The organism is Pseudoduganella sp. RAF53_2, from assembly GCF_052113985.1.
In the GTDB taxonomy this organism is placed as follows: Bacteria; Pseudomonadota; Gammaproteobacteria; order Burkholderiales; family Burkholderiaceae_D; genus Rugamonas.
In genome coordinates, this window is the sequence record NZ_JBFRDW010000543.1 from 1 (window position 1) to 4231 (window position 4231).

Here is a 4231-nt window from a genome sequence, read left to right on the forward strand (position 1 = left end):
ATCGAGATGGCCGAAGCCCTGGTGCGCTGGCAGCATCCAGAACGGGGATTGCTCACCCCGGCCCAGTTCATCGAGGTTGCCGAGCACAGCGGCCTGATTTCGGCGCTGGGAGAGTGGGTTTTCGAAGAAGCGGCCCAGCAGGTGAAACGGCTGCAGGATGCGGGAGGCGTCAATTTCCAGATCTGTGTGAACAAATCGGCCTGGCAATTCCGTCATGAATCGGTCAGCGTGAACCACTGGATCGAACTGCTGGACAAATTTGCCCTCTCGCCACACAGCATCGTCATCGAAATCACGGAGAACCTGCTGCTCGAAGCCAATCGGGAAGTTGCCATCCGCCTGAAATCCTTGCGCGATGCCCATATGCAGGTTTCCCTGGACGATTTCGGCGCCGGCTACTCCTCTCTGGCCGTCCTGAAGCACTTCAAGCTCGATTACCTGAAACTGGACCCCGGTTTCACCAACAATCCGGATCTTTGCGAAGCAATCACGGTGATGGCGCACCGCATGGGTATCAAGGTCGTGGCCGAACATGTCGAAACCGAGCAGCAAATGGCCAATCTGACGGCCGCTGGATGTGATTTTGCTCAGGGATATCTGCTCAAAGGCCCGATTTCAGCCGAAGAACTCACTCAGCTGTTGATAACCTCATGAATATCCACAGGATCGAATGTGCGTAAACGCCCAAACTACGCACAGGCCAAAAATTTGCTCAGAACTCATCCTCGCTGGATACAATGCTTGTTCAGCAGGTTTTGCAAATCGTAAACTACTGATCTTGTGGATGTTAACAGCTTTATCCACAGATGACCCTTCGTTTACTATCTACTACTATCCTTATCTATACTTTTACCTTATTAAAGGAAAAGTTTTATGCGACTTGGCATCATCTCCGCTCTCGCGGAAGAACAGCAAGGATTGATCGAAGCCATGGAGAGCCCTTCTAAGCTCATCCACGGCATGCGTGAGTACACAGCCGGAAATCTCTGGAAAATCGATTCTGTGTGCGTTTTATCGCGAATTGGGAAGGTTGCTGCTGCCATGACAGCTACCAGCCTTGTGGAGAAGTTCGGAGTTACCCACATCATCTTTACCGGCGTCGCTGGAAGTGCCGATTTTGGCGTTCGAGTTGGCGATGTTGTGGTCGCTGAAAGCCTGGTTCAGCACGATGTTGATGCCAGCCCGCTGTTTCCGCGCTTTGAAGTTCCCCTGACAGGCCTGTCGCACCTGCCTTCTGACCGCGATTTGAGCCGCAAATTGGGTGCCGCAGCACGCGATTTCCTGGAAAACGAGACTGAAAATCCCCAATTGCACCGTGGATTGATCGGCAGCGGCGATCAATTCATGAGCGATCCGGTGAAACTGGCGGCTTTGAAAGACGCACTGCCCGATTTACTGGCAGTGGAAATGGAAGGAGCGGCAGTCGCCCAGGTCTGTTTCGAACTGGGCGTGCCGTTTGCGGTAATCCGGACGATTTCCGACAACGCGAATGAGGATGCAGCGACGGATTTCATGCATTTCGTGAAAACCGTCGCGTCCCGCTATGCCTTTGGCATCATTAAAAACTTCTGTAATGCGTAAGGCGTAAGGCGGATCATTGATCCGCCGTCCGGTTAAGCCTCCAGCGTCATCAGGGAGGCATTACCGCCCGCCGCTGTGGTGTTGACGCACAGAGCACGCTCTGCAACCAGACGCCACAGCGGAATTTCACCCTCTTCCGTCGTATCAATGACCGAAACCAGGGCGCCATCACGTGCTGCCAGTTGTTCGCGCACGCCTGCGCTCATGCCGGACTCAACCAGTGCGATCTGGATGCCCTCTTTCAGGCCATTCAAACCTTGCGCCATCTGTACGCGGCCCTTCACAGCTGCCGGCAAATCGCCTGGAAGCAGTGCTGCGCCATCCACAATCACCGCCTGGTTGCCGGTCGCCATCACGGCTGCCAATTGATTCAGCAGCACTTCACGGCTACCAGCCACGCAAGCAATTGCGCCACGCGGAACATAGCTCAGCGTATTGCGTTCACCCGTTGGGCCTGGCAGACCAATTACCGTACCGGCCGGCGTGGTACGAACATACTGCTCGACCTGGGCCAGCAGACGCTGTTTGCCCTGTGCTTTCGCCCAGCCAGCCAGTGCATCAGCACCGGCAGAAGCCTGGCGCTCATGGCGTTCGGTCGAAACCACGGCTTTTTGCAGGCGTTTCAGATACAGCGGACCACCAGCCTTCGGACCAGTGCCCGATTTACCTTCGCCACCGAATGGCTGCACACCCACCACTGCGCCGACGATATTGCGGTTCACGTAGATATTGCCGACATGAGCGCGAGAAGTGATGAAATCGATGGTTTCATCGATACGCGAATGCACGCCCAGGGTCAGGCCAAAACCGCTGTTGTTGATCTGATTGATGACTTTCGGCAGGTCGGCTCGGTGGTAGCGAATCACGTGCATGACCGGACCGAAGACTTCCTTGGTCAGCTCGTCCAGGGAACCGATTTCCAGCACGGTTGGCGGCACAAAAGTGCCCTGGTCCGCGTCTGGAACGATTAGCGAGAAGCTCGCTTTGGCAGATTTCTTCACTTTTTCGATGTGGTTGAGCAGATTCTGCTGCGCCTCGGTGTCGATCACCGGGCCGATGTCGGTCACCAGGCGGTCCGGCGAGCCCAGTTTCAGCTCCTGCATTGCGCCCTTCAGCATCTTGATCGTCTTGTCGGCGATATCTTCCTGCAGGAACAGCACGCGCAGGGCCGAGCAACGCTGGCCGGCCGAGTCGAAAGCGGACGAAATCGCGTCGATTACCACCTGTTCCGGCAGCGAGGACGAATCCACGATCATGGCGTTCTGACCGCCGGTTTCAGCGATCAGCGGAATATCCACATTTTCAGCCACGGCACGCTTGGCCAGGGTGCGGTTGATCAGCTGGGCTACTTCGGTCGAGCCGGTGAAAATCACGCCTTTCACGCGGCTGTCGTTGGTGAGCGCAGCGCCAACCACTTCGCCGCGGCCCGGCAGGAATTGCAGCGCAGCGCGCGGAATGCCCGCTTCATGCATCAGCTGCACAGCGCGGTGAGCGATCAGCGGGGTCTGCTCCGCAGGTTTGGCCAGCACGACGTTACCGGCAGCCAGCGCAGCAGYAGCCTGGCCAGTGAAGATCGCCAGCGGGAAGTTCCAGGGGCTGATACAGGTTACGGGACCCAGCGCCAGGGAATTGGTCGACGTACGGATTTGCGCGCCGTAGTAGCGCAGGAAATCGACCGCCTCGCGCACTTCAGCAATGGCGTTCGGCAGCGACTTGCCTGCTTCACGGATTGCCAGCGCCATCAGTTCCAGCATATGCGTTTCGAACAGATCGGCGGCGCGGTTCAGTGCAGCAGCGCGTTCCGAAGGTTCGGTGGTTTGCCAATCCATCGCAAAATGGCTGGCGCTGGTCAGCGCGGCATCCACATCGGCGGCGTTGGCTTCGCTTACCTGGCCAACCACGTCATCCTTGCGAGCAGGATTGATCACCGGCTGAGCAGCGCCGGCGCTCGCTTCAACAGCCAGCAGCGGACCAGCGGTCCAGCTACGAGGCTCGGCCAGCACTGCGGAAACTTCGCGCAGCACGTCTTCGTTCGACAGGTCCAGGCCCTTGGAATTCTTGCGCTCGTCGCCAAACATTTGCAGCGGCAGCTTGATGGCCGGGTGCGGCGAACCTTGCAGCTCGCGCGCCACGTCCAGCGGATTCTGAATCAGCGAATCGACCGGAATGCTTTCGTCCACGATCTGGTTCACGAAGGACGAGTTGGCGCCGTTTTCCAGCAGGCGGCGTACCAGGTAAGCCAGCAGGGTTTCGTGCGAGCCGACCGGAGCGTAGATACGGCAAGCCTTGTCGAGCTTGTCGGCGCCGACAACCTGGTCGTACAGGGTTTCGCCCATACCGTGCAGGCATTGGAATTCGTAGCCGGTGACGCCATCGCGCTTGGCCCAGGTGTAAATCATCGACAGGGTTTGCGCGTTATGTGTGGCGAACTGCGCGTAAATGACGTCAGTCGCAGCCAGCAGACGCTGGGCGCAGGTCAGGTAGGAAACGTCGGTGTAGACCTTGCGGGTATAGACCGGATAGCCGGACATGCCGTCCACCTGGGCGCGCTTGATTTCCGCATCCCAATAAGCGCCCTTCACCAGACGCACCATGAACTTGCGGCCGCTGCGCTTGGCCAGGTCGACCAGGTAGTCGATCACGAACGGGC

The 4231-nt window shown here is 57.8% G+C and carries 3 protein-coding genes; 2 read left to right on the plus strand and 1 reads right to left on the minus strand.

The window, feature by feature from the left end:
* Window positions 1-654: EAL domain-containing protein (locus tag AB4Z11_RS24975; RefSeq protein ID WP_442028460.1), on the plus strand; the 654-nt coding region annotated here is incomplete at its 5' end.
* Window positions 655-873: 219 nt separating this feature from the next.
* A complete protein-coding gene (locus tag AB4Z11_RS24980) occupies window positions 874-1581 on the plus strand; it encodes a 5'-methylthioadenosine/adenosylhomocysteine nucleosidase (RefSeq protein WP_442028462.1) in 708 nt (235 codons plus the stop codon).
* A gap of 32 nt (window positions 1582-1613) precedes the next feature.
* On the opposite strand, the gene putA is transcribed toward AB4Z11_RS24980, so the two are convergent.
* On the minus strand, window positions 1614-4231 hold a 2618-nt coding region (gene putA, locus AB4Z11_RS24985; RefSeq protein ID WP_442028463.1), incomplete at its 5' end, for a bifunctional proline dehydrogenase/L-glutamate gamma-semialdehyde dehydrogenase PutA.